The sequence below is a fragment of the Methylomonas sp. 11b genome, from assembly GCF_000515215.1.
GTDB lineage: Bacteria > Pseudomonadota > Gammaproteobacteria > Methylococcales > Methylomonadaceae > Methylomonas.
The window spans coordinates 2,759,193-2,783,712 of sequence record NZ_KI911557.1 but is presented as its reverse complement, the minus strand read 5'-3'; the positions used below and the strand labels follow the sequence as shown (position 1 = coordinate 2,783,712).

Annotated in this window: 25 protein-coding genes; 13 read left to right on the top strand and 12 right to left on the bottom strand. The window is 53.5% G+C overall.

The window, feature by feature from the left end:
* Positions 1-28 precede the first annotated feature (28 nt).
* From METH11B_RS0113425 to METH11B_RS0113415, 3 genes are read right to left on the bottom strand one after another with little or no spacing between them, the layout of a single operon-like run.
* Positions 29-823, bottom strand: coding sequence for a response regulator (locus METH11B_RS0113425; protein ID WP_026602462.1), 795 nt, complete (start codon positions 821-823; stop codon positions 29-31).
* Between the two features lie 3 nt (positions 824-826).
* Complete coding sequence (locus METH11B_RS0113420) at positions 827-2,269, bottom strand: HDOD domain-containing protein (protein WP_026602461.1); 1,443 nt, start codon at positions 2,267-2,269, stop codon at positions 827-829.
* A 4-nt stretch (positions 2,270-2,273) separates the two neighbouring features.
* Positions 2,274-5,081 carry a valine--tRNA ligase gene (locus METH11B_RS0113415; protein WP_026602460.1) on the bottom strand — a complete coding sequence of 936 codons (2,808 nt, stop codon included), beginning with the start codon at positions 5,079-5,081 and terminating at the stop codon, positions 2,274-2,276.
* Positions 5,082-5,615: 534 nt separating this feature from the next.
* On the opposite strand from METH11B_RS0113415, the gene METH11B_RS0113410 reads away from it, so the two are divergent.
* The 3 genes from METH11B_RS0113410 to METH11B_RS0113405 all read left to right on the top strand — a co-directional run bounded on the left by METH11B_RS0113410 (position 5,616) and on the right by METH11B_RS0113405 (position 7,092).
* Entirely contained in the window at positions 5,616-5,933 is a 318-nt protein-coding gene (locus METH11B_RS0113410) for a hypothetical protein (protein ID WP_026602459.1), read from the top strand.
* Between the two features lie 171 nt (positions 5,934-6,104).
* Positions 6,105-6,347 (top strand): PEP-CTERM sorting domain-containing protein, encoded by a 243-nt coding sequence (locus METH11B_RS30180; RefSeq protein ID WP_442919033.1) that lies wholly within the window; start codon positions 6,105-6,107, stop codon positions 6,345-6,347.
* 187 nt (positions 6,348-6,534) lie between these two features.
* On the top strand, positions 6,535-7,092 hold the full coding sequence (locus tag METH11B_RS0113405; RefSeq protein ID WP_026602458.1) for an MOSC domain-containing protein: 558 nt from the start codon (positions 6,535-6,537) through the stop codon (positions 7,090-7,092).
* A 110-nt stretch (positions 7,093-7,202) separates the two neighbouring features.
* Here METH11B_RS0113405 and METH11B_RS0113400 read toward each other — a convergent pair whose 3' ends face one another.
* The 6 genes from METH11B_RS0113400 to METH11B_RS0113375 all read right to left on the bottom strand — a co-directional run bounded on the left by METH11B_RS0113400 (position 7,203) and on the right by METH11B_RS0113375 (position 10,709).
* A complete protein-coding gene (locus tag METH11B_RS0113400; RefSeq protein ID WP_036275967.1) occupies positions 7,203-7,475 on the bottom strand; it encodes a BrnA antitoxin family protein in 273 nt (90 codons plus the stop codon).
* Positions 7,450-7,728, bottom strand: a complete 279-nt coding sequence (locus METH11B_RS0113395; RefSeq protein ID WP_026602456.1) for a BrnT family toxin — start codon at positions 7,726-7,728, stop codon at positions 7,450-7,452. The genes METH11B_RS0113400 and METH11B_RS0113395 overlap by 26 nt, the downstream gene beginning before the upstream one ends.
* A 110-nt stretch (positions 7,729-7,838) precedes the next feature.
* The gene (locus METH11B_RS0113390) at positions 7,839-8,600 is read right to left on the bottom strand and encodes a hypothetical protein (protein ID WP_026602455.1); all 762 of its coding nucleotides are present in this window, start codon (positions 8,598-8,600) and stop codon (positions 7,839-7,841) included.
* Between the two features lie 3 nt (positions 8,601-8,603).
* The gene (locus METH11B_RS0113385; RefSeq protein WP_026602454.1) at positions 8,604-9,026 is read right to left on the bottom strand and encodes a YqaA family protein; all 423 of its coding nucleotides are present in this window, start codon (positions 9,024-9,026) and stop codon (positions 8,604-8,606) included.
* A gap of 59 nt (positions 9,027-9,085) precedes the next feature.
* Positions 9,086-9,982, bottom strand: coding sequence for a multicopper oxidase (locus METH11B_RS0113380; protein ID WP_036275964.1), 897 nt, complete (start codon positions 9,980-9,982; stop codon positions 9,086-9,088).
* A gap of 133 nt (positions 9,983-10,115) precedes the next feature.
* Positions 10,116-10,709, bottom strand: a complete 594-nt coding sequence (locus METH11B_RS0113375; protein WP_020484418.1) for a hypothetical protein — start codon at positions 10,707-10,709, stop codon at positions 10,116-10,118.
* A 311-nt stretch (positions 10,710-11,020) separates the two neighbouring features.
* On the opposite strand from METH11B_RS0113375, the gene pgi reads away from it, so the two are divergent.
* Positions 11,021-12,658 (top strand): glucose-6-phosphate isomerase, encoded by a 1,638-nt coding sequence (gene pgi, locus METH11B_RS0113370; protein ID WP_026602452.1) that lies wholly within the window; start codon positions 11,021-11,023, stop codon positions 12,656-12,658.
* Positions 12,659-12,884: 226 nt separating this feature from the next.
* Here the strand turns inward: pgi and METH11B_RS0113365 are convergent, their stop codons facing one another.
* Together METH11B_RS0113365 and METH11B_RS0113360 are read right to left on the bottom strand one after the other, a co-directional pair.
* Entirely contained in the window at positions 12,885-13,718 is an 834-nt protein-coding gene (locus METH11B_RS0113365; protein ID WP_026602451.1) for an alpha/beta fold hydrolase, read from the bottom strand.
* Positions 13,719-13,868: 150 nt separating this feature from the next.
* The gene (locus tag METH11B_RS0113360; RefSeq protein WP_081733802.1) at positions 13,869-14,615 is read right to left on the bottom strand and encodes an Lcl domain-containing protein; all 747 of its coding nucleotides are present in this window, start codon (positions 14,613-14,615) and stop codon (positions 13,869-13,871) included.
* Between the two features lie 198 nt (positions 14,616-14,813).
* Between METH11B_RS0113360 and METH11B_RS0113355 the strand changes: the two genes are divergently transcribed.
* The 9 genes from METH11B_RS0113355 (at position 14,814) to METH11B_RS26795 (ending at position 23,288) form a co-directional block, all read left to right on the top strand.
* Positions 14,814-15,872 (top strand): hypothetical protein, encoded by a 1,059-nt coding sequence (locus tag METH11B_RS0113355; protein ID WP_026602449.1) that lies wholly within the window; start codon positions 14,814-14,816, stop codon positions 15,870-15,872.
* A 145-nt stretch (positions 15,873-16,017) separates the two neighbouring features.
* Entirely contained in the window at positions 16,018-16,410 is a 393-nt protein-coding gene (locus METH11B_RS26800; protein WP_026602448.1) for a hypothetical protein, read from the top strand.
* 121 nt (positions 16,411-16,531) lie between these two features.
* Positions 16,532-16,732, top strand: coding sequence for a hypothetical protein (locus tag METH11B_RS0113345; RefSeq protein WP_026602447.1), 201 nt, complete (start codon positions 16,532-16,534; stop codon positions 16,730-16,732).
* A 205-nt stretch (positions 16,733-16,937) separates the two neighbouring features.
* A complete protein-coding gene (locus METH11B_RS0113340) occupies positions 16,938-17,891 on the top strand; it encodes an IS110 family transposase (protein WP_026602446.1) in 954 nt (317 codons plus the stop codon).
* Positions 17,892-18,221: 330 nt separating this feature from the next.
* Complete coding sequence (locus METH11B_RS0113335) at positions 18,222-18,872, top strand: response regulator transcription factor (RefSeq protein ID WP_026602445.1); 651 nt, start codon at positions 18,222-18,224, stop codon at positions 18,870-18,872.
* Complete coding sequence (locus METH11B_RS0113330) at positions 18,872-20,689, top strand: ATP-binding response regulator (protein ID WP_026602444.1); 1,818 nt, start codon at positions 18,872-18,874, stop codon at positions 20,687-20,689. Before METH11B_RS0113335 ends, METH11B_RS0113330 begins: the two co-directional genes overlap by 1 nt.
* 91 nt (positions 20,690-20,780) lie before the next feature.
* Positions 20,781-21,185: a hypothetical protein gene (locus METH11B_RS0113325; protein WP_026602443.1), complete on the top strand. Its 405-nt coding sequence runs from the start codon at positions 20,781-20,783 to the stop codon at positions 21,183-21,185.
* Positions 21,186-21,319: 134 nt separating this feature from the next.
* Positions 21,320-22,375 (top strand): MerR family transcriptional regulator, encoded by a 1,056-nt coding sequence (locus METH11B_RS0113320; protein ID WP_026602442.1) that lies wholly within the window; start codon positions 21,320-21,322, stop codon positions 22,373-22,375.
* Between the two features lie 115 nt (positions 22,376-22,490).
* Positions 22,491-23,288, top strand: coding sequence for a hypothetical protein (locus tag METH11B_RS26795; RefSeq protein WP_026602441.1), 798 nt, complete (start codon positions 22,491-22,493; stop codon positions 23,286-23,288).
* A gap of 51 nt (positions 23,289-23,339) precedes the next feature.
* On the opposite strand, the gene METH11B_RS0113310 is transcribed toward METH11B_RS26795, so the two are convergent.
* Positions 23,340-24,413, bottom strand: a complete 1,074-nt coding sequence (locus METH11B_RS0113310; RefSeq protein WP_026602440.1) for a class I SAM-dependent methyltransferase — start codon at positions 24,411-24,413, stop codon at positions 23,340-23,342.
* Between the last annotated feature and the right edge of the window lie 107 nt (positions 24,414-24,520).

Genomic DNA, 24,520 nt, shown 5'->3' with positions numbered 1-24,520 from the left:
TGGTATTCGCTCGCCACACAAGATTAGCTCAATTGAGCAAATTAATCAGGAGGCGTTTGATTGAAGTGGCTTCGAAGGGCTTGTCAAGTATGGCTGATACTTCGGATTTCTCTATCGCCGCCAGGCGATTTTGGTTTTGCTCGCTGGTGACCATGAGAATGGGCACCGAGCCGCGCTCGGGATGATTGCGGATATGGTCTATCAACTGCAAGCCGTCCATCTCCGGCATGTTGTAGTCGGTAACGACCAGATCAAAATACTGCTGATTGAATATCTGTAAACCCTGTTTGCCGTCATGAGCCGTAACGATCTGGTAGATGCCGATGTTTTCGAAAACCCTGGTGAGATATTTCAACGAGAATTCGCTGTCGTCCACCAGCAGTACTCGCAGGTCTTCGACATCCAGGTGCGTCAGGTTAAGTTTTTCCGGGCGAACATATTCCAGCGTGGAATGCAGGGCGGTTTCCAAGGCCTGACGGGTAAACGGCTTGGGTAATATGGCAATCGCGCCGGCCTGGCGGATCGGTTCAAGGTATTTGATATTCGTCTCGCTGGAAATGAGCAAAAAGGCCATTTCATACGAGGCATCGTCGTTGCGCAGTGCGTGCACCAATTCCACGCCGGTCATGTCCGGCAGGTACATGGAGCTGATAATCAGATCGGGGCGGGAGTGCTGTAAGCGTTCGAATAGCTCGGCGCCGCTTTGCACACAGGTAATATCGTTTATATCGCAGTCGAGTAAAAAGTGGGAGATGATCTGCTGCTGAGTATGGGACGGTTCGACGAGAAAAACCTGTAAATTGGCAAGCTGATGGTCTGTCATGGATTAGTGGTTTTTCATGCAGTATAGGGTTAAGCCGATATGCGCTTGTTTGGCAAAGTGCTTGGCTGCGATGAAGTCCTCGCGAGTTAAGGGTAGTCCATGAATAGAGTGGTCGCAATAAATAAGGCCTACGGTCTTTTTTTCCGCATAAACCGGGAAAACGAAGCACTCGTATTCGCCGATATGCTGGCGGATCTGCGGGGTGTAAAGCTCATGATGTTGCTGGGGAAACAGCCAGACGCCTTCTTGCTGTTGTAGGGCGTGAAACAGTAAGTTTGCCGAGGGTTCGGAATTGTATATGCGGATTTTTTGGTCGAGCGCGATTTTGTGCCAGCCCAGGGAAAATTTTTCGTTTAGCGTCTGTTTATCCGGACTGAGCAGCATGAATAGGGTTCTGTCCATTTCCACACCGCGATGTATGCCTTCCAGCACCATCTCAAACAGGCCGTTTAGATCGATTTGTCCGCTGATGTGGCTGCTGATGTCCTGCAAAATTTGAAATTGCAGCTGCTTCTTATCGGCCTTTTCCTCTTCAGCGTCTTCGAATTTGGCGATGATAGCTTCGGTGCTGATGAATTTGGAGGCGTCGTTAGCGCCGAATTGCCGGGCAATGTGCACCGCTTCCAAAGTGTTTTTGTCGATCTTGGCTTTTAGGGTTGCCGGCGACAGGCCGGAAAATTCAGCAACTTTTGCCAGACAAGCCTGCATGGCTTCCGAGTCTTTGCCCGATTTAAGCGCCGCGCAGATCTGATGACCCAGTTGCACCATTTGCACCCGTCTCTCCGCGGAATCCGGTTTGGCGATGGCCTCTTCTATCAAGCCGCTCAGGCACCAGGATTTGCTCAGTTTTTTGCCCAAGTCCTGCAAGGTAAAGCCCAGTATTTTTTTCTCGGCTTCGCGATTGTTCAGCCCGCTCTTTTCTATCAGTTCGTGGACTTTTTTGGATTGCGGATTGCCGGAGCACCAGAAGGCAATATGGCCGATATTGTGCAGTAGGGCAGCAATAAACACTTCTTCTGGCGAAGTGTCGCCCATGCTTAGCGCCAAGTCTTTGGCTTGCACCGCAGCATGCAGAGCCAGCGCAATCTCCCGGTTGGCTCTGTCCTTGTTGGTGGACGACAGCATCGCTTCGAAAAACGAACAGGCCAGCGTCAGTTCCCGTATTACTTCTGCACCCAGCACGACAATGGCCCGCGATACGGTGCTCATCTTTTGCTTGGATGGATTGTAATAGGGACTGCTACCGACCTTAAGCAGTTTGGCGGTGAGATTGGGGTCTTGCAGAATTACCGTCGCCAGCTCGATGGCCCCCTTGTGCCTGTCGTCCAACGCCGCGTAGATGTTATGCGCGGTGTTGGAGAAGATCGGCATTTCCTGCACGCGGAGCAGCTCTGTCCATTCGTCCAGAGTTTGCGGTGGCTTTTGCGCGGTGCCGGTGGGGGTCATATGTTTACAAAGCTTTGATTTTGGCGAATTGCTCGTTCAGGCTTTTTAAGGATGATTGTAAGCCCGCTAGTTTCTCGCGCTCTTTGTCGATGACTTCCGGCGGCGCTTTGTCGACAAACGCAGCATTGCCGAGCTTGCCTTCGATACGCGGCAGTTCTTTCTCGATACGCTGGATTTCCTTGTCCAGTCTAGCCAGTTCGGCGTCTTTATCAATCAGACCCGCCATCGGAATCAATATTTTCATGTCGCCGACCAAGGCGATTGCCGATTCAGGCGCGTTGTCGTCCGTTGCCAGCCAGGTAATGCTCTCCAATCGGCCCAGTTTTAACAGGTAGCTTTCACTGTCTTTTAAATAGGCTTGATCGGCGGGGCTACCGTTTTGCAACAACACGTTCAGCGGTTTGCCTGGTGCGATGTTCATCTCGCCGCGTATCCGGCGGATGCCGAGGATGAAGCCCATGGCCCATTGGATTTTGGTTTCCGCGTCTGTGTTGACCGCCGCACTGTCGCTTTCCGGATACGGCTGCAACATGATGGTGGCGGCAGTAACCCCGGCCAGCGGTGCGACCCGCTGCCAAATTTCCTCAGTAATGAACGGCATGATCGGATGCGCCAACCGTAAAACGGTTTCCAGCACGCGCAACAAAGTTTGGCGAGTGCCGCGTTGCAAGGTTTCATCGTCGCTTTGCAGCGAGATTTTCGCCAACTCCAGATACCAATCGCAGTATTCGTTCCAGGTGAATTCGTAGATGGCTTGCGCGGCCAGATCGAAGCGATAGCTGTTGATCGCATCGGTCGTCGTCGCGATGGTGCGATTCAAGCGCGACAGAATCCACAAGTCGGCTTGGCTGTAAGTGCATTCCGCGCAGTCGATGCCGTTATCGTGATCCTCGGTGTTCATCAGTACGTAACGCGCCGCGTTCCAGAGTTTATTGCAGAAGTTGCGGTAGCCTTCGGTACGCTGCAAATCAAAGCGAATATCGCGGCCGGTGGAAGCCAAAGAAGCAAAGGTGAAGCGCAGCGCGTCGGTGCCGAACGATTGAATGCCATCCGGGAATTGCTTACGGGTGGCTTGCTCGATTTTTTTGGCCAGATGCGGCTGCATCATGCCGGACACGCGTTTGGCAACCAAGTCTTCCAAAGCTATGCCGTCGATGATGTCGATCGGGTCCAGCACATTGCCCTTGGATTTGGACATTTTCTGACCTTCGGCGTCGCGCACCAGGCCGTGGATGTACACTTCCTTGAACGGCACTTCGCCTTGGAACTTCAGGCCCATCATGATCATCCGCGCTACCCAGAAGAAAATGATGTCAAAACCTGTCACCATTACACTGGTGGGATAATGCTTCGCCAATTCCGGGGTTTGTGCCGGCCAACCCAGAGTCGAAAACGGCCATAACGCCGACGAGAACCAGGTATCCAGTACATCTTCGTCTTGCTTCAATGTGTAATCGGAGGCCAAGCCATGTCTTTCCCGAATTTCCGCTTCCGAATGGCCGACATAGGTATTGCCCTGGTCGTCGTACCAGGCCGGGATGCGGTGGCCCCACCAGATTTGCCGGGAGATACACCAATCCTGGATGTTGCGCATCCATTCGAAATAGGTGTTTTTCCAGTTGTCGGGTACGAATTTGATTGCGCCGGTTTCCACCGCTTCGATGGCCGGTTTGGCCAGTGGGGCGATTTTCACGTACCACTGATTGGTCAATAACGGCTCGATCACCGCGCCGGTGCGGTCGCCGCGCGGCACCATTAATTTATGGTCAGCGATTTTTTCCAGTAGGCCTTGGGCATCCAGATCGGCGATGATTTTTTTGCGGGCTTCGAATCTGTCCAGGCCGATATAGGCCTCAGGAATAATAGAAAAGCCGTCGTCGTTGCCGCGTATCGCCGCATCGACGGTAAAAATATTGATTAAGCCGCCATGCGGTTGATCGGCAATCACTGACATTTGTTTATGGCGAGTCCAGACTTCGTAGTCATTAAAGTCGTGAGCCGGGGTGATTTTGACGACGCCGGTACCGAATTCCGGATCGACGTATTCGTCGGCAATGATGGGAATGCGCCGACCAGTCAGCGGCAGTTCGACGAATTCGCCGAGCAGATGTTTATAGCGCTCGTCATCGGGATGTATCGCCACTGCCGCGTCACCCAGCATGGTTTCCGGGCGGGTGGTTGCCACCAATAAATGGCCGGTGCCGTTGGTCAGCGGGTAACGCATGTACCACATAGAACCGTTTTCTTCTTCCGATAACACTTCCAGGTCGGAAACGGCGGTGTGCAGCACCGGATCCCAGTTCACCAGGCGCTTACCGCGATAGATCAGGCCTTCTTCGTACAATTTGATGAACACTTCCTGCACCGCGTCCGACATGCCATCGTCCATGGTGAATCGCTCTTTTTCCCAATCCAGCGACGAACCCATGCGCCGCAATTGCCGGGTAATCGTGCCGCCGGACTCTTCCTTCCATTCCCAGACTTTCTCGATAAACGCCTCGCGGCCCAAGTCGTGGCGGGTTTTGCCGTCGGCGTTGATGATGCGTTCCACCACCATTTGCGTGGCGATACCGGCATGGTCGGTGCCCGGCTGCCACAGTGTGTTGTAGCCTTTCATGCGGTGATACCGCGTCAACGCATCCATGATGGTGTCCTGAAACGCATGCCCCATATGCAAACTGCCGGTGACATTCGGCGGCGGAATCATGATGCAATAGGAGTCGCCATCTTGCTTGGCCGCGAAGTAGCCACTCTCTTCCCAAAGTTGATACCAGCGTTGTTCGATTGCGTGCGGGGAATAGGTTTTTTCCATGTTTTTGTTGGATGAGCTTGGGTTGAATTCTAAAACCTTATTTTAACCGTAAATTGGCTGCGGACTGGAATTTAACCGGCAATGTAGCCGCTCTTCATCGAAAGCACTCGATGCGAGCGCTAGAGTAAATTACTCCGGCACTGCTTGGGAAATGTATCTTGTCGAAAAAATTTACATTTAAATCGGATTTTAGCGAGGATAGCGGCAAAGTTGGCTTGTTAGGCGATTTAGATAAAGAACGGTTAGCTCGGATTAGGCTATTGCAAGAAAGGCGTGCTTTTATATCTGATTGACTTTTCGTGTTTTTTGACTGTGAGTTGCCCATGACTCTGGCGCACTATCGTTAAATAAAACTAACTGGTTAGCTGCTTTTTTATTATTGGCCCAGTAAATGCTAAAGAAATTTCGGTCAACGATCTAAGGTGCGAGACTCAATAGCGGCACGTGTTATTCCATCAGGGATTTCCTGCACACCCACAAGTTCGTGGCTTGGGCAGTCGTCAATCATGTCGAATTTTTTTACAGGAGATATCCATGCAAAACAATAAACAAACGATCAATTCAGCTAACAAATTGTCTCGCCGAGCTCATAACCGCTCAGTGGCTGCTTTATTGGGCGCCGTTTGCATTCTAACTTCATCGTCCAGCCAAGCCTCTGTCTTGGACTTCAATTACACCACCAAACAAATTGCTAGCAGCAATGTTTTCGGATTGGGTCCCTTGTTAGCAGTCGGTCAAGCCGGCTATATCAGCCAATCGTATGGAGACCAGGCCGGAATAGACGTTTCCTATCGCTATTACAACACTGGCGGGGTCCATACCAGTACCCTGCAAACCTGGACTACCGGTTAAGATGATCTTCCATTTGCTGCTTGGACAGGTTCAAGTAGTGGTGGTGACAAAGCCCAGGTCGAGCTTGCTTCGGTCGGAGGCAGCAGTGTAACTTTGAACAATTTCCGATTAGGGTCTTGGGATAGCAGTGGAGCAGGCAGAGCTGAAACCGTTAAAGTCTACGAGTTGGGCGTGGCAGTTCCGGTGTATGAATTCTCCGGATTGATTGGGGTAAACAATTTATCGAATCTATTCAGCTTCAGCAACTTGACATCAACCAGTGGTTACTTGATCGAATGGAGTAACCCATGGTGGACCGGTATCGGTTCGGTAAGCTACGATGTGGTGCCAAGTTCTGTGCCCGTACCTGGCGCTGTTTGGCTGTTCGGGTCTGCCTTAGCGGGCATTGTGGCTCGCAGTCGCCGTTCAGCATAGGGCCCCAAGGATGTCCTGAACAAAGTGAAGCGCACCTGTCGCGACAGATGCGCTTCCTAACGTCGGCACACCCTTTTAGGACCACTGGGTTGAACAGCGTGAAACCCAGCACCGAAGGCGTTTTGCTGGGTATCGCTATCGCTCAACCCAGCCTACAGAGCTAAACGCACCAAATCCCCACCCAATCATGACTCTCCACGATCTCACCCAACAATTCGCTTCAGAAGGCCGGATCGAAGCAATTATCATCCGTCCGGCACGTGGCGAGCCTGCGGTTGTGGTTGATGAAGCCCGCGCAGAGCTTGGGCGAGGATTGCTGGGCGACCGGCGGGCAACCGCTGCGCGTTCCGGCAGGCAATCGTCAAAACGCGAACTGACTTTGTTTCAGGCCGAACACTTACCTGTTGTCGCCAATTGGTGTGGCCTCGTGGAATTAGAGCCGATTCAACTGCGGCGCAATCTCGTGGTTTCGGGGCTTAATCTTATCGGCATGCGCTCACCGTTCCCGGATGCGATATTGGAATGGGCGGTGGGCGATGAGGTGATTATTCAAGTCACCGGGCCTTGCGATCCGTGCTCGAAAATGGCTGCGGAATTGGGCTTGGGAAGCTATAACGCGCTACGCGGTCACGGCGGGATGACGGCGCGGATTTTGGCCGGCGGCTTGATTCGAGTAGGTGACCGGGTACGCTTGAATGCGATTCAAAATGTGGAACCGAAGGCTAGGCTGGGTCAAATAAAGTGAAACCCAGAACTGGTAGCTCCGATTGGCGATAGCGTAATCGGAGGAATGGGATGTTTCAAATTCGTGCGATTGCAAATGCCGGGCAAATTTTGCTAATCAGCCATTTGATATCAAACCGGCGAATGTTCCTTGAGCCATTCTTTCAAAGCGTCGTTCATCCGAGTTTGCCAGCCGCTCCCTGTCGCGCGGAAAGCAGCGATGACATCGGCGTCAAAACGAACAGTCGTGGAAACCTTGGTTGGTGCCTGTTGTTTGCCTCTGCCGCGCAACACATTCTGTAACGACTCTGGCAATTCGGAAAACTTTGATGCGTTTTTAAAATCGTCGGACGTCAATTCACGGACTTCACCATCCGCATCAGTCAAGGGTAAGGGATTTGCCATGTTTGCGAGCCTCTCTCGAGTTAGCTTTGCGAAAACTGATCACCCGGATGCCATCGGGAATATATACAAAGCACAGAATATGGAGTCTATCGTCGAGATAACCAATTGCGATCCAGCGAATTTCGCCATAGTCGTGCCGGTCATCGATCAAATAGACAGCGGTTTCAAAGTCGAATTCGTCGGCTCGTTCAAAGCTTAAGCCACGTTCCCGCAGGTTTTTATCGCTTTTAGCGTGATCGAATTCGACGAGCATGGCTTACTGTAACGGTCATAAGCGCAATCGGGCAACTATTTTGTTACTACATGCTTGTGATGTAGTAATTGGTAAAAAGAAGGAATAGGGGCTAGCTGGTTTGGCGCTTGTCAGGCCCGTTGCCGCTGCAACACCAGTGCGGTTTTGGTGAAGGCCTGCAATACCGGGCCGGCGCCAGCAATAGCCACCGCATCAACCAAACAATACCAGGCGGCAACACCGCTGGGCGGGTTGCCTTGCGGCAGGTGCGACGCGGGGTCAATCTCGGCCCAGGCCCAGGTGCCGGCGCTGGTGCCGACGATTTCCAGCCAGGAGGTGATAAAGAACGCGCCCAAGTAAACCATAGGCGAGCGGCCTTTGAACAAGTAACCCAGGAACACTACAAACAATACTGCGCCGATAATGTCTAGCCGCCCAATGCCACTGAGGCCCCAAGCCACCCAGGTGCCGCAGACAGTAACAACGAAAACCGCGATGCGCCGGGCGTGTTGCTGAAACAAGCCGGAACGGCCCAGCGCCACGGCGGTTAGATAGACTAGGCCATGCCCGGCAGGCACGTAGGCCGGGACATTGCCGAAGCGGTAGATATAGCCTTTCATGTATACGGAAGCGAAATATTCCCCAATCACCGCAAAGGTGACAGCCACCGCCACTTGAGTGCGTACATACTTACATTCACCGCGCAGCCAGGCGATCAAAAACACCCAACCGAAAAACGCCAGCACGTATTGCATGAATTGCGGCGCGAAGCCATCCATCGTCAAACAGATGGTGGTGGTGACAAAGGTAAACCCGGCAATCTGATAATCGCGTTTGCGGTGCTCGGCAACGGTATTGGCGGCGGGGAAGTGCGGTAAGGAAAAGAAACTCATAGCTCAGACAAAGGCGTAGGCAACGGCGACATAGCGCAACACTTTACCTAAAAAAATCGCCAACAGCGAGGACAGTATGGAAAGGCGCAGCCAGCCGCCGGCAAAACACAGGCCATCGCCAACTAACGGTAGCCAGGAAAATAGCAAGGCCCAACTGCCCCAGCGGCGCACGGTGTTTAATGATTTTTGATGTTGTTTGGCTAAAGCCTCGGCGGGATATTTTTTCGCGGCCCATAGTCCCAGCCACCAAGTCGTCATTGCGCCCAGTGTGTTGCCGATGCTGGCGATAGCCACCAACTGACTGACCGAATGTTGTTGACTGTTAACCAGATAGGCCAGTATCGCTTCCGAACCACCCGGTGCAACAGTCGACGAAATGAAGGCGCTGATAAATAATCCCAGAGGGCCGAGCGATTCTAACTGCATTTGTTTAGCCCATAAAAAAGCCCCTGAAACAGTTGTTTCAGGGGCTTTTTGCTTAGTATTTATTTATCCGGTAAGGCGATGACGTTTTTGCCGGATACCATTTTGATCAGCTTGCCGATCAATTGCATGACATAGCCAACGCCATGCGCGACTTGTTCCAGCACGGTAGCGATAATTTCGCCTGCGCTCATGCCTTTAAAGCGTTTTGCCAGCCAAGGCGCGGCGATAAAGCCGATAGCCAAACCAATCACGGTAGTGCCGGACACAATCGAGTCGTCAGCTACGGGAGCCGGAGCGGGTGCCGCTGCCACTACGGGCGCCACCACAGCTGAGCTGGGAGCCGGCGCATCGAGTTTAGGATCGTAAGGTCTGCCGCTGTAATCGTCGGGGAAAATCGCTGCGGTTACGCCAGGGATGCTGGGTAAGTCTTCGCTGCCTTTGCCGACTTTTAGTTGGGCTTTCATGCCTTTTTCCATGTGCTGTGCTATGTCGCAATGCACTAAGTAGGTTTTGTCTCCCGGTGGCAGGATTAGCGTGCCGGATACTTTGCCCGGACCGCTGACTTCCAAATGGAACATACCTTTAGGGTACAAATATTTCGGTAAGCCGTGCATCATCCATTGATGGCGGATTTCATCTTCGTTGATGAAATGTACGGTGAGTTTGGTGCAAGGTTCGAATTGAAATTCCTGCTGATCGAACGCAAACATGGTGCCTGGGAATTTCTCTGAATACTTGTGTCCGGCATGCACGGTAATTTCCTTGGTCGCGGCAATTTTATCGCAGCCGCCGGGCAAGGTGTCGGTGTTTTGGCCCATGACCATGCCGCCATCCATATCCATCAAATGACCGTCGCCGTGGTTCATCATCTGATTGTGATCCTGCATTTCTTTTGCGGACACAGTAGTAACAGACAAGGCACAGACCAGTGTGGCAAGTGATACGAATTTGACCATTATTGCATTACCTCGAAGGGGCGTTATGTATAGCGTCGATTATGCCGCGATAGTTCTGATTGACAAGGCTGCCGGAAAGTACGTTATTCCGCCTCGCAGCATAGGCGGAATAACGGGTCTTGCGGCGTATTTCTTAGATTTCTTTCGCTTTACCGATCATCTCGTCGACTTTACGTTTGAAGCCGGCGTTAGACAGATAAAAAATGTACAAGCCAGCGAACAACACCAATGCATACAAGGCATAGCTGCCTTTGCTGGTCGGTTGACCTGCGCCGGCTTTAAAGCTCATGTGGGCATCCAATCTTTCGCCGTTATCTTGCAGTAGCGTGATGTGGATCAGATGTTTGCCGGCTTCTTGTACGCCTGATGGCAGGTTCAATATGACGGTGCCGGATTTGTGTTTTTCGGCTGCTTGGAAGAAAACCCGTTTACCTTCCGGCTCTTTGGTCACTTCAAATTCGATAGCCATGCCGCGATAGCGTTGGTCTTGATAGTCGAAGACCAATTGAGTCAATGTATTGACATCGGGAATATTGCCGCAGAACTCTTCCGCCGGGTAGGCATTAGGCTGGTAAGCGGTGTAATGGATCCAGTGGTCTTTTTCCAGTTCGAACTTACATTGGTCAGTATCGGTACCCGCCGCACCGCCGTGCGCCAATACTGCTGATGAAAAAATCAGGCCCAACAAGCCCAGTAAACCGTTTCTTAATATGCGAGAGCTTCTCATAAATACCCTTCCCGTGTTAATAAATGCTGTAGTTTTTATTATTTTTCATGTGGTTATACATGAACGTGTTTAAATCATTGGCGAACGTAACTGCCTGATTTCGATCAAAACAGCGCCTAACTCTAGCACATCGCCCTAGCCAAAGAAAGGCTATCGTGCCGTAGTTGAGATGATCGATTCAAGCTGTAATTTTTTTTGTCAGCGATCAAAGACAATCCTTATAATGGGGTTATGAATCATTCCTTTAAATTGTCTCTGCCTGTTCAGGTCTACTGAAATATCCCCTATCCGGTTAATTAAATAACAACAATATGTCCAAATTAATAAACTCTGCCGAATGGAATGCCGTTAAGCAACATCACCGCGAGATTGCCGGCAAATTTTGCATGAAGGATGCGTTCGATAAAGATCCGCAACGCTTCGACAAGTTTTCCGTGACATTTGACGATTTGCTGTTCGATTTCTCTAAAAATCTAATTACCGAAGAAACGTTGCCTTTGTTGATTGAATTGGCAAGCCGCGCGGAGCTTTCCGCCAAGACCGAAGCTATGTTTTCCGGTTCCATTATTAATACCACGGAAAAACGTGCTGTCTTGCATACAGCCTTACGCAACCGCAGTAATAAGCCGGTATTTTTTCGCGGCGAAGACGTCATGCCGGAAATCAATAAAGTTTTGGCAAAAATGCGGGTATTTACGGAACAAGTCCGTTCAGGCGCCTGGACCGGCTACACCGGCAAAACCATTACCGACATCGTCAATATCGGTATCGGCGGTTCCGACCTGGGACCGAAAATGGTCGATACCGCGCTGGCGCCCTACGGTAAAGACGGCTTGAAAGCCCATTTCGTTTCCAACGTCGATCAAACCGACATCGTCGAAACGCTGAAACCGCTCAACCCGGAAACCACTTTGTTTTTGATTTCCTCAAAAACCTTTACCACGCAAGAAACCATGACCAACGCCCGTTCGGCGCGCAACTGGTTCTTGCAGGCGGCTGTCGATCCCGCGCATATCTCCAAACATTTCGTGGCCATCTCGACCAATGTCACCAAGGTGAAAGAATTTGGCATCGACCCGGACAATATGTTCGAGTTCTGGGATTGGGTCGGTGGCCGCTATTCCTTGTGGTCCGTGATCGGCATGTCGATTGCCCTTTACATAGGTATGGACAATTTCGAAGAGTTGCTGATGGGCGCGCATATTGCCGACGAACATTTCCGTAGCGCGCCGTTCGAAAAGAACATTCCTGTGATCATGGGCTTACTAGGTATCTGGTACAACAACTTCTTCGAAGCGGAAACTTACGCGATTCTGCCTTACGCCCAGTCCTTGAAATACTTCGCCGATTATTTCCAGCAGGGCGATATGGAAAGCAACGGCAAAAGCGCCACGATCAGCGGTGACAAGGTCGACTACAACACCGGCCCGATTATCTGGGGCCAGCCCGGTACCAACGGCCAGCACGCTTTTTTTCAGTTGATTCATCAGGGTACCAAACTGATTCCAGGCGATTTCTTGGCGGCTGCGCAAAGCCAATACAATTTACCGGATCATCACGATATCCTGATCTCCAACTTTCTGGCGCAAGCCGAAGCCTTGATGCGCGGTAAAACCGAAGCCGAGGTTAGAAAAGATTTGAGTCACGAGCCTAATCTGGACGACGCTTTGATTGCCTCGAAAATTTTCGAAGGCAACAAACCGTCCAACTCGTTTTTATTCAAAAAACTTACTCCCAGAACCTTGGGCACCCTGATCGCGTTTTACGAACACAAAATCTTCGTGCAAGGCGTAATCTGGAATATCAATTCCTTCGATCAAATGGGCGTGGAATTGGGGAAAGTGTTAGCGCGGGCGATTCTGCCGCAGCTGAAAAACGAAGACGTTGTCACCGACCACGACAGCTCCACCAACGGATTGATCAATGCTTATAAGCGCCTGCGTAAATAAGCTTACCCAAGCGGGTAGGCTAATTTAGGAGGCGAGCAACCAGTCTGTGTTGGGCAAAGCCGTTATCTAAACCTGAAGGTTGCAGCATATTTCCGCAACCTTCAGGCGCCTTAACCCCTCCAAGTAATTATTTGTATCGTTATCCTTGCCGGTCGCACCCTGCGCGGGCGCGCAAATTGATTCAAAAATGAGAACCTAGGTTGAGTTACTAATTGGCAGATCCCGCTTAGGGCTTGTTGGTTACAGCATTGGGCTTAGTGGAATTCGGCTGCGTGGTCAACAAGACTTCGCGGATCGCGGAAATAATAGACTCCGGCTTCTCCAGCGGAATGACGTGGCCGCTATCTACCCAGCGTTGAATTGCCCCTGGATATAGCTGCGCAATATCCTTGCGTTTTTGATTGGCATCGAGCGCCAACTCCGAGGTGTCCTCCAGAGGTTGCGCAGCGCTCAGCACTATGATCGGTCCGCCGCTATAGGGCGGGGCGGCCAATACTTCGTCACCGGTTAGATCCAGCGCCGCCAGCTCTTGTTCGGCAGTTGCCGATGTCAGCATATCGAACAGCAAACGCACCCAGAGCGGCCAGTTTTCGATTGCCCCGGCGCCTTTGAGTTGAGCAGGGTGAGTCGAATCAACCAGAATCAAGGCCGCCACGTCCTGTGGGTGATGCCGGGCATACCATTGCATATACAAACCGCCCAGCGAATGCCCCACCAGCACATAAGGCGGCGTTAGACCCTGGCTGGCAAGCAAACCGCGCAACTCTTCAATAATATGCCGGCCGTCCCTCGTCGTTGTCGCCGCTGCGCTATTCCCGTAGCCGGCGCGGTTATAAACCAAGGCCGTGGCATCGCGCGCTATCGTGGGATAAATTTCTGTCCAATATTCGAAAGTCCCGCCTAGTCCGTTTTCGAAGATGACCGGTACAGTCTGGTGCTTGCTAAGCGCAAATTCCACCTGCCGGCCGGTGACTTCTGCCGTTGTGATGTCGGGGATGGTGGCGGCGCAGCCGCTCAGCGAGAGCAACAAAACGGCCATTAGTGGTGATTTAAATTTCATCGGTTCAGTAACGGGTTTTGGCTGATTCGCCCTTTTTACTACAGATTGCTTCCGAGACCATTCGCCCCAAACCGTTCATGCATCGATTGGGTTCTCGGCTATCGCTCCTGCATCCATGCAAGCCCAGCACGAACGGTTTGGCGGGAAAAGTCATTTCGGGAAGTTGTTTTTAGGGAAATCCTCAGCGATTTTGCGGCGGGAAGCGTTGATCGAAAATCCCGCCAAGAGGCTGCCGAAGAACAAGGCCGTGCCGGGCAGCGGCACCGCGGTTACGTCGCCGCTGCGGACTGCCAGAACATAAAATTGGTTGCCCTTGCTGATGTAGTTTTGCATGCCGGTGGCGGTGTTCAAATACCAGGCTTTGTTGGCATCATTGTAATAGCTGCTGCCCAGCCAATAGCTGAAGGATTGCAGGTTGCTGAACAGGCTTTCGTCATTGGGCGTGGACGGGTCGTCGACGAGGCCGTGGCCGGGTTGGGGCAAGCCGCGCGAATCGGCGTATCCCTTATTCGCGAAATCGCCGTAGAACAGATGCGCCAGTTCCGAGCTGGCTAAATCGACGTTGTAACCACAGTCTGTGCCACTGTAACCATAGTCGCAGCCCTGGGCGCCCAGGTCGTGAAAGGTCGGCAGACGCCAATCGCTGTAGGTGGTGCCGCGCACGCTGTCCGCATAGCTTAGGCCTTCCACCCAGGCCACGGCGTTTTGCCAGCTCATTTTGCCTGGATTATAGGAGCCGCTAGTATTGGCGTAGTTGGCGTCTGCCAGCCAGGTGACGTTGAGCTCGCTGTCGTAAATCAGGCCGCCGCCGCGGTCGAACAACTGGGCTTGGGCACTACCTGCCGCCAATATGCAGAGCCCGGATAGCGCGGCGTATATAGCTTTCTGTTTCATCATTTTCCCCCCAAAAAGTAGTTCTCGAACGGATGTAAATACTCGGAAACCTGCCTAGCGGAGCCGAGTTTGGGCGGCATTATCGGAAGGCGCGTGTAGCCAGGGAACCCTACCGGAGTAGGGTGTTGGAACGTTAGAGAGTTTTGTTAACATGTATTTCTAATTCAACTATTAGCTCGATAATTTAAAGAGGAATTTACAATGAAACGCAGTCTGAGATGTCTTGCCCTGGGCTTAATGCTGCCGGTATTACCGGCACACGCCGGTGTTTTGTATACGTTGGTGGATCTCATGCCGGATAGCCCGTTAGTCAGTTCGGGGGCGGTCTCTATCAGCGATGCCGGGCATGTTCTGGGTTTTACGGGGGATGGTGAAAGCTTTGTTTACAAAAACAATAGTGTGAGTTGGCTGTCCGTACCCAGATATTCAAGTCCTACCGGGATCAATTCAAGCGGTGTGGTGGTGGGCAATTCTGGCGGGCGCGGGATTGTGCACAGTAATGGTGTCACCCAAATAATCGGTGGTTTCAGCGGCAGTCCTTATTCCAGTGTGGCCTACGGAATCAATGATGCCGGGCAAATAGTCGGCAGTGCATGGAATGCCGAGGGCAACCAACGAGCCACTATTGCCGGCAACGGCAGCTTGACTGATCTGGGAACTTTGAATGGTGGTCACTGGAGTGCGGGTAATGCAATCAACAATAGCGGTCAGGTCACTGGCGAGAGTCAAACACCTAATGGTGGTCACGCTTTTATTACCCGTAATGGCCAAATGGTGGATCTGGGCGCGCTTGCCTGGGGTGTCAGCAGAGGTTATGCCATCAACGACCTCGGCCAGGTGGCCGGCACATCCCTTGTCACCAACGATGAGAAGCACGCGTTCATTACAACTGTTGACGACCAGATGATGGATATAGGTTTGTCCGGCTATAGCAGCGAGGCATTGGGTATCAATAACGCCGGACAAGCCGTGGGATATTTCGGCGATAATTTTGGTGGATCGAAACGTGCTTTCGTTACGCTCAATGGCGTCATGACAGACTTGAACACGCTGATTGCAGCCAACATCGGCTGGACGCTGATGACAGCTTACGATGTCAACAATAGTGGACAAATCGTTGGGGTGGGAATTGCCGCGAATGGCGTGCAACGAGCCTTTCTATTAAATCCGATTGCGTCCGTGCCGATACCAGGCGCCATCTGGTTGTTTGGTTCCGCGTTGCTGGGTCTCGTTCCGCGTCGTCTGCGTGCTCGACTCTGAAATCACATGGAGGTTTTAGAGATAGCGTTTAGCTGCGTTGTATTGGTCGCCGAACGGCACTAGAGCGCCTTTGGTTACCTGCGTTAGGCATATTTTTCGCTCCTATGCCCAGCGTTTCTATCACTCGGAGCGCTGGAGAATCAAAATGCTGCAAAAACTTGTAACGGTAACTTTCTTCTTGATCCTTTCCGGCTGTGCAACAACGGCAAGTAACCCTTCCGCCCAGGGAAGCAACAAAGCCGAAAGCAAAATATCAATGGCCATTGGTCGTGAAATTGGCAACTTCAAAATCACCAATTCGCAGGCAACCGAAGCTCCCGCTGGTTATAACGGCATGCAGTACACCGTTAAAACCGACGACGGAGCGACCTTTAAATGTGAGATTTTAGAGCCATCCGGTTTCGGGAAAGTCGCAACTTGGGGCATGGCAAGTGGGGCGGACGCCATGTGCACCGATTTCACCAAAGGGTCAAGCGACGTAGGTAAAACCAACAAGGCAAGTTGCAACGCTTTGCTGCAGGCGGCGGGCAAATGCTGACTTAAAGCCCCGCGCGGCCTAAGTAGACTGCTCTAATTGGTCAAAGGCGGTTAGGGCAAGAAACAATGTTTTCAAATAGTTAACAATTCATCGCGCAGCTCTAAACCGTAGGCGTACAAAAATGCATCTAAGAGATACCGCTATCCAATACTTTTTGATGTTTATCCTGCTACTCGCGCCCGCTTCAAAAGCAGCGATTGCAGCGCCTGTAATTGTTGATTTATTAACCCGGCCATTAAACACCGTTCGCCTTTATGACCTTGAGAGTACTGAGTTTATCGAAGGGAGCACCAGCCTGGGCTTCGACGAGCTTGTATGGTAAAGGTTAAGAGAATCGGGGAGACTTTGGTTGTCGGGATGGAGGGACATCGACAAGCATCTGCTAAGACAGACCTCACTGAGAAATCATCCCATCGCGTCTTCCAGAGTCGATGAAGAATCTAGCGGTTAGACCGCCGATTTGTGCACAAGCTTACTCGGCAGACGCACCACCCCGACTCTCTTATTTTTCAACAGGGGAAGGATGTATGACAAGCGAAATGTTGATCGGTATCGATGTAGCAAAAGATGAACTGGTGATAGATTCAGAGCAGGGTTTGTTGACGCTTGCCAATACGGCAGAGGCCATCGATGCCTGGCTGAAGACGTTACCGACCGGGAGTTATATTGGCCTGGAAGCCACCAGCGATTATCATCAACTCATGGCAGAGCAAGCGGTATTGATGGGCATGGTCGTCTATGTGCTGAACCCACGGCATATGCGCCATTATGCCCTGGGTTTGGGCAGACGGGGCAAGACGGATCGAGTGGACGCCCAACTGATCCGGCGATTTATCACCGCTGAACGGGGTCATTTACGTCCCTATCAACCTGCTTCGGCGATGCAGCACCAAGTGGCTTTACTGCAACGGCGCCGTGCGACGGTCGTCAAGCATCGTCAAGCCCTGCAAAAAGCCTTGCGAAGCGTGAAGGAACTTGAAGCGCCACTCATTGATACCGTGGCCGCCTTGGACGGATTGCTCAAGCATATCGATCAGCAACTGGATGACTTATTAACTTTGCAGCCTGCACTGAAAGCCGAGGCCCGACGTCTTGAGAGCATACCGGGTATTGGCCGGCAAACCTCAACACAGCTGGCTGTCTTGTTTGATCGGGTCCCGTTAAGCCGCAGCGATGCCGTAGTAGCCTTTGTCGGGCTGGATCCCCGAGCCTGTGACTCAGGCCAAAAGCGGGGCCGCCGACGCGTATCCAAACGGGGACCGGGTGAACTGAGACGGCTGTTATACAACTGCGCCCAGGCAGCCGCCAAAACGGCTGTGTGGAAACCCTATTACCAAGAGTTAAGAGCCAGAGAGTTCTCGGCAACTCAGGCGCTGGTGATTATCGCCAGAAAATTATTACGCATCGCATTCTCGCTTTGGCAACAAGCCGATGCCCGATTTGACGCTCAGAAAATTGGTTGCCTCAACAATGCAGCTTGACGAAAACCATAGAATCTCAGCCCGAACGGAATACCAGTGATACATCGGGCCGGGTTAATGACCTCTGGTGCTTGGCTGGTCTTAGGTGTTGACTCTAAAGGGGTTACTTGGAATAGTTCGACTCTGATTTTTGAAATACATGCAGCAATCGGGGACGACTTCGCCTTAACCCAGTGTGAAAATCGGGCTCCCGCCTAAGCGACAATATGTAGGGGCTGGGTCAAGACAAGATGGCGTTTTTGCATTTGCTATTCGCGTGTGTTTAGGCTCTAAACCGGAAACCGGAAACGACGCCAGACGTCGTCTATCAATGTTAATGAGGGGATTTGCGTGAAAAACGGGTTGAGCGCACTGGTGATAGACGATCATCCTTTGTCGGCCAGCGGCATTGCGGAGTTTTTGCTTTCCCATTGCGGATTTAGCGCGGCGCGACCGGTGTCTGCCGTCGCCGAATTTTGGGCTGCTCTTAATCCTGTCAACCCGCCGACTTTGGCCGTGGTGGATTTCTGGTTGCCAGACGGCGCGTCTCTGGGCTTGCTGGCAGAATTAAAACAGCGCAGCCCGGCCACACGCCTACTAGCCATCAGCGCCGACGACGACGCGGCGGTGCTGGACAAAGTAAGGCTGGCGGGGGCAGACGGCTTTTTGCATAAACAGGAGTCGCCGGAGGTTTTCGGTCGGGCCATTGCCGCGCTGTTGCGGGGTGACAGTTGGTTTTACGGCGGTGTAAAGTTCGCCGGGCGCGAGTTGCAAAATAAAGAATTGCCTGTCACCGCGCGCGAACTCGGCTTGACCGCCCGCCAGGGCCAAGTGCTGGCGATGATGCTCAAGGGTTTGCCGAACAAGCGCATCGCGCTGAATTTGTCCTTATCCGAGCAAACCGTCAAGGAACACGTCACCGGCATTTTGGAGCGCTTGGGTGCGCGAAATCGGATTGAGGTGATCACTATGTTGCGCGGCAAAAAGCTGGAAGGTTCCTGATGCAAACCGCCCAGCCTGAATCTACTGCCGACAAGCTATTGCGCTTTGCCGACATCAGCCCGGCCGGCCAAGCCCGACTACTGGACATGACGCATAACCGGCTGGTGTACGGCATCACCATTATCCCGTTTGTAGGCTTGCCCTTCGTGTACTGGAAGCATCAACTCGATCAAAACGTCTTGGGATTGCTGGTTTGGACGGTGTCGTATTTTATCGTCGTGCTTGCCGTGCGCCTGCAACAGCGGCAATACCTGCTTGATAGGGCCCGTCTCGATCCGCTTGCGGCAGTCGCCCATTGGCTGCCCGTCATTCTGCGCATGGCCTTAGCGCATGGGCTGGGCTTGGCGGCGCTGGTGCTTATCGTCGCCGGTCGGGTCCCATTCGAATATACGTTGCTGCTTTACATGAGTTTGGCGGCAATCATGGCCGCCAACGCCACCCACCAATCACCCGTATTCAGTGCGTTTCAGCGGTTTTTCGGTGCCGCTTGGGGCGGCTGTACATTGTTGACGCCTTGGGCGTTTCCCGAGCACTGGCATTTAATTATGCCCTTGTGCTTCAGTTACGTCTTGTCGATACACCGGCACTCCTCCATTGCCCATGGTTTTTTCCTGCAACAAATAAAACTGGAAGAAGATAGCGCCAAGTTGGCCGAGAATTATCGGCGCGCCAAGGATGAAGCCGAAGCCGCGTTGCATGCCAAAATCCAATTTCTGACCACCGCTAGTCATGATCTGCGCCAGCCGGTGCATGCCATGGGCTTTTTGATCGAATCGATTTCCCGCCGCAATCAGGAACCGACTTTGCAGCCCGCTTTGCAAGATCTGCAACAAAGCGTGCAATCGATTACGCAGATGTTCAATTCGCTGCTGGACTTGTCGAGAATTGAGTTGGGCGCCCAGCCGGTCAATCTGCAAACTGTGGCGCTGGACCCGCTGATGAGCGATGTCGCCACGCTGTTTCGGGAAGAAGCCCGCTCACGGCAAATCGATCTCAGAGTGCGCTTGAGCGGCGGTCGGGCGCTCGTCATCGCCGATGCTATGTTGCTGCGCCAGTCCATGATCAACCTGATGCAAAATGCCTTGCGCTATACCCAGCAAGGCGGGGTGCTGATGGCGGCGCGGCGGCGTAACGCTTGCTGGCAGTTCGAGGTGTGGGATACCGGCGTCGGCATCGCCGAAGACGACCAACAGCGGATTTACTCGCCGTTCTTTCGTCCCGAGCATGCCTGGCGCATCGACAACGCCGGTCACGGCTTGGGCTTGGCGGTGGTGGCGCGTTGCGCCGATTTGATGGGCGCCAGCCAGGGCCTGCGTTCTCGGGAAGGCCGCGGTTCGCGCTTCTGGTTGCGGTTGCCGGCCGCCGCTCCCAGTCACGAGCGGTGGGCTATGGCGGCAGACCAACACGTCGCACCTGCCGAGCAAGCCGCAACGCTTAGCGGCCGCTGCCTGGTGATCGACGACGAACCGCAAGTGCGCAACGCCTGGCAAGCTTTGTTGAGCGCCTGGGGCGTGGAAACGGCTTGCGCGGCATCCGCCAACGAAGCGCTTGGCTTGCTTGATGGCGGTTTCGTGCCCCACGCCGTTTTTTGCGACCAGCGCCTGCGCTCCGGCGAAAGCGGTTTCGAGTTGTTGCAAGCCTTGCTGGAACGCTGCCCTGACGCCGCCGGGGCCATGATCAGCGGCGAATTCGATTCGCCGGCTTTGGCCCAAGCCGAGCAGGAGGGCTATCTGGTCTTGCACAAGCCGTTGGACCCGGAGGCCTTATACACCTTGCTGAGTAGGCTCTTGCCGGTGGCCGACAACGGCTACTCGTAAAAAGACGCCGCTTCGATTATCCCAAGCCGCAACAAATGGCGCCTATTTTGCTGGGTGCGATGGATACTCACCCTTAAATCAGGAGTTTGCGATGAATATTTCGACTATAGGAACCAACCTTGCCGCTAACCAAGCAGTCAGCGGAAAAACTTTGCCGCCTCAGTCCATCGGTAAAGTTGTCGAGGTAGCCGAGCAAAGCCAAGCGTCGCGGACCGTTAATATGCGCCAGGTCTCGCTCAATGAAATCAACGCGTTGATCAAATCCGGCGTGGACGGTTTGCTGGACGTAGTGCCTTATATTCCAATCTCCACCAGCAACCCATTCGCCGCACCGGATGCCGGCGACCTGAAGGTAGATTATTTGGGCCAGATCGAGGGGATGATCGACTTCCAGAAAAGCCGTCACGAAGACACCACTTTTCTGGAAAAAGTGTTGAACAACGTTAAACGTATCGACGGCATGGCCTTGCCGCCGAAACTGGATGTGATGGCTTGAGGCTCAGGGCCCGGGCCATCAAAACCTGGCTAACCCAACGCCAATCGGCAATCGATTTATCTTAACCATGGCCCTTGACCCTGACGCAACGTCACGCTCTATGCTAGCGGCACGCATAAGGAAGGAGCTAATCCATGTTGCTTAAAGTGGGCGATCTCGCCAAACGTTGCGGACTGACGGTCCGTACCCTGCATCACTACGACAGCATCGGTTTGCTTAAGCCTTCCGCGCGTTCCGATAGCGGCTACCGGTTGTATAACCGGGCCGACATTTCCAGATTGCATCAAATTCAAGCCTTACGGCGGTTTGGTTTGTCGCTGGCCGCTATCGGAGACATTTTGGCAAACTCCGGACTGAATCTCGCGACTATCGTCGAACGGCAGATTGAAGCCTTGGACCAGCAGATCGCGCAAAGCAAAGCCTTGCGCGACCGCTTGTCCGGTCTGCAACTGCAATTGACGCGCGGAGAAGAACCGGAGCTTGCCGATTGGCTAACCACACTGGAGATGATGACCATGTACGATAAATATTTTTCCGCCAACGACTTAAAGCGCTTGCCGCTGCTTGATATAGACGAGAACTCCACCGCCGGCGAATGGGCGGCACTGGTTCAAGCGGTGCACGAAGCTATGCGGGCTGGGCTCGTGCCGGAGAGTGCCGAGGCCCAAGCGTTGGCAAGGCAATGGATAGGCATGCTGGTGCGCGACACCCAAGGCGACCCTCGGTTGCTGGTCAAACTCAATGCGATGATGTATGGCGAACCGTCGGTACAAGCTAAAACCGGCGTGACGCCGGAACTCGTCACTTACATCCAGCGCGCGTTCATCGAGACCAAATTGACGATCTACGAAAAATACCTCGCACCGGATGAATTTGACTTCATGCGTGAGAACTACGGCAAGCACGCCGACGACTGGCCGCCGCTGATTGCCTCCATACGCCAACATCTGGAAGATGGCACGCCGCCGAACGATCCACGCATGCAGCAACTGGCGCGGACCTGGCTGGATTTGTTCCGCGCCTACGCCGGCGATAACCCGGAAACTCATGCCAAAATTCGAGCCGCCAATCAGGCAGAGCCTTATCTGTTCTTCGGTACGTTTATCGACCAGCCGCTGCTGGCTTACGTGTTTCAGGCGATGGCCGAACTGGGTCAAGCCCGATTGCCGGGGAGCGGTGAGGCCTATTAATCCGGCCTTGAAACTCTCTGTAGCCGTCATTTCCGCGAAAGCGGAAATCCACCGTGGTAACTGGACTCCCGCCGGCGCGGGAGAGACGATATTTCTCTTAATTTACGGAGTATGCATGACCCTAATAAATCTGGTTCGCAAGTTGGCTGCCCGAAAGATAATTACCGGTTGGCCTTTGGTTTGGGTGCTGATGGCCGGGTTGGCAACTGGCGCACAGGCGTCTTATATCTGTCCCAACGGGCCGGGGCCTGGCGAAGTGCAGCTGGGCATCACGGGCGGTTCGCATGGCGTCGCCGCGATGCCGGTCTGCGAAGAGAACATTAACAACGTCTACGAATCCGCCGAAGATGCCGAAGCACCGGCACCGCGCCCCGATCCGCTGCAAACGCGTATCGGGGCGATGAGTTCGGTGCTGGAAACAATGTCCCTGGGCTATGACCGCTTACATACCGCACTCAACAAAGATCCGGAACTTAAAGCCATGGGCAATGGCATGTGGCAATATCAGCAAAACGGTCAGCCGCCGCGTCCTGGCGAAGGTTGCAGCGCGCTGTATACCAACCTGAAGGGCGCGCTGGTACTGTCGGGCCCGGATGGCGACTACAAAGGCGCGCTGATGACTTTTTGGGGACCGGATATTCCCAGCCCCCAAGCGGTCGGCACCATCAAAGTGACGCTGGATCAAGCGGACGGCCAGCCGCAAACGGTAACCGCCTTTAACTATTCCTCGCCAAACGGCAAGGTCGGCGCTATTGCGCTGGCGGTGCCGACCATACAAGCGCTATTGGATAATATGACGGACCGGCAATCCTTCGATATTGCCATTGAAGGTAAATCCGTAATTCATCTCGAATGGCAACACGGACTGGCGGCACGCGACCGATTACGCCGTTGCGTGGCTGGGCGAGGTTGACCATGATCGGTTCGCTGTCGATAGGACTGACTCATCTCATCGGGCAACTTGCTACACTTTGGCCTCCAAAATCAGGTTGAACGGCGTTTCCGCTGCCCTGCGCAGACTGTTGAAACCGGCCTCGCGGAAGATGCCGGCCCAGCGCGCTTCGCCGGCTTGTGCGCCCAGAGCCAGACCTACGTCTTCTGACAACGAGTGGGCGCAGCAAATCGTCGTGGAGGCGGCGTAAAACAGGCGGCCGACGGTATTCAGGTTGTCCTCGACACGGTCGTTGGCGTAAGGTTCCACCAGCATCACCGTGCCGCCCGGAGCTAGGGCTTCGGCGGCATATTTGGCCGCGCCCAGCGGATCGCCCATGTCGTGCAAGCAATCGAAAAAGCAGATCAGATCGAAGCCGGTCTGCGGGTATGCCTGAGCATGCGCGACTTCGAAACGCACCTGTTCAGCCCGTCCCTGGCGCGCGGCATGCCGTTGCGCAGCTTGGATCGAACCGGCATGGCTATCGAAACCGTAAAATCGGGATTTCGGAAATGCAGTAGCCATTTGCAAGGTGGAATGGCCGTGGCCGCAGCCAATGTCGGCCACATTGGCGCCGGTGTGCAGGCGTTCTTCGATACCGGCCAAGGCAGGCAGCCACTGCGATACCAAGTGCGCCTGGTAATAATTGCGGTAAAACGCCGAAACGCCGCAATACAGCCTGTCGTGGTGGTCGCCCCAGCCGACGCCGCTGCCGGTCTTAAATGCATGCAGGGTTTTCTCCTCATCCAACCACATCGACGCGGCGACGTTCCAGGCCGGCGCCATGAAAAACGGGCTGTCCTCATCCGCCAAAACCAAGGCTTGTTCCGGCGTCAGTTCGTAGCTTTGGCTGGCCGGATGATACAGGACATAGCCGGCGGCGGCTTGGCTGTTGAGCCATTCGCGGACGTAGCGCTCGGCACAACCGGCGTTTCGGGCAAGTTGTTGCGGACTCAACGGTCCCGCGTTGGCCATGGCCTGGTACAGCCCCAGCCGGTGGCCGAGGCTGACCATCACGCCGCCGTACGAGGCGGCCAGATCGCCGACCGCGCGGTCAAGAAAGTGTTGTAATTGTTCCGGATCGGGTTGCTGCGCAGAAGCGGCCATCTGTCCTCCTATTAATCGGGTAAAAAGTGGTGACCATAGTTTGCGGCTTCTAACTTCACCGGGCGAGTGTCAAAATGACCAAGTTCGGTTCATTTATGCCAGGGTAT